The following is a 1,562-nucleotide window of genomic DNA, read 5'->3' as shown; positions in this document are numbered from 1 at the left end:
ATTTGCTTACTTCTCATGTATGGCGACAAGACCATAATGGTTTTTCTCATCAAGATCCGGGCTTTATCGATCATGTGATGAACAAAAATCCACAGGTGATTCGGGTTTATTTACCCCCTGATGCCAATACCTTGCTATCTGTAACCGATCATTGTTTGCGTAGCCGTAACTACGTCAATGTGATTGTTGCCGGAAAGCAACCAGCTTTGCAGTATTTGGATATGGATGCGGCAATTAAGCACTGCACCACAGGAATTGGAATTTGGGGTTGGGCGAGTAACGACCAAGGAGTAGAACCGGATGTAGTTATGGCTTGTGCGGGTGATGTCCCGACTTTAGAAACACTGGCGGCGGTGGACTTGCTTTACAAACACTTCCCCGATCTTAAAGTGCGAGTGGTAAATGTAGTCGATTTAATGAAGCTTCTACCAGAAAGCGAACACCCGCACGGTTTGAGCGATAAAGACTTTGATTCTATCTTTACTCCAGATAAGCCAATTATCTTTGCTTTTCATGGCTACCCTTGGCTAATTCATCGCCTAACCTATCGACGGACAAATCATCATAATCTTCATGTCCGAGGCTACAAAGAAGAAGGAACAACTACTACGCCCTTTGATATGGTGGTGTTGAATGAGTTGGATCGTTTTAGCTTGGTAGATGATGCGATCGACAGAGTACCCAAACTTAAGTACACTGCCGCGCACGTCAAACAGATGTTGCATGACAAGCTGATCGAACACAAGCAATATATTACCGAGCATGGCGAAGATATGCCGGAGATTCTGAATTGGGAGTGGCGCTATTACAGTGGTTCTGAGGCAAAGAATACTCAGGCAAAAACGGATCAAGCTGCGAGTGATTCTACTCCTTCTCAAGAGGGTGGCGAAGGCGCAGCAAAGTCTGGTTCTTAGTTTGACCTAATCCCCTTTCCTGCTAGGAAAGGGGAGCAATTTTTTATAGAAAACTAATAGACCTCGTGGCTTCAGCCCGCCTAGCTCGCCTTGGGTTAAAACCCAAGGCTAATAGCTAAAGTCGGCTTAAGCCGACTGAAGAAAAAAATTTTAGACTTTTGCAAGATGTCTAATCTATATAACGCCGTTTAGAAGACGATCGCGAATTCTTTTTCGGAGGACGGCGATCGCCCCCCAGCCGTCGGCTGACATCTACAAACATATCTCTTTGCAAAAATGGATAATCGCTTACCCAAAGACTCCGACTGGGAATATATAAGTCTGTCACTTCGTCAATATCACTCAAGTCTGGGCTATTTGACAGCAATACCATTTCTGCTATTTGACCTGTGGCGAGTACTTTATGTTCTTTTCGCAGTGGCACTTGTACCGTAGTTACAAACCCTGTTTCATCGCCAATTTCTAAGTTTAGTCGGCGTTCGCGGTTTTCAATTAATACAAGTTCGCCGATTTGATTTACGGTTTCTTCGGTGTTGATTAATTCTTCAGTTAGAAATATATCTAAAATCCGACCGCGAAAAAAGCCAGCGTAGGGATAGCGGCGATATTTCTGATTGCGTAAACTTGCCCAATATACTGGTCCCCAAA

Annotated in this window: 2 protein-coding genes; one reads left to right on the top strand and one right to left on the bottom strand. The window is 44.2% G+C overall.

The window, feature by feature from the left end; all coding sequences use genetic code 11:
* Positions 1 to 914: phosphoketolase family protein (locus AC2VE5_RS27095; protein ID WP_486890633.1), on the top strand; the 914-nt coding region annotated here is incomplete at its 5' end.
* 169 nt (positions 915 to 1,083) lie between these two features.
* Here the strand turns inward: AC2VE5_RS27095 and AC2VE5_RS27090 are convergent.
* The coding region (locus AC2VE5_RS27090; RefSeq protein ID WP_486890631.1) for a phosphate ABC transporter permease at positions 1,084 to 1,562 on the bottom strand (479 nt) is incomplete at its 5' end.

It is taken from the genome of Aliterella sp. E5.1 (assembly GCF_057473825.1).
Note: the sequence above shows the minus strand (reverse complement) of the source record. Positions and strands in the feature narration are given on the sequence as shown.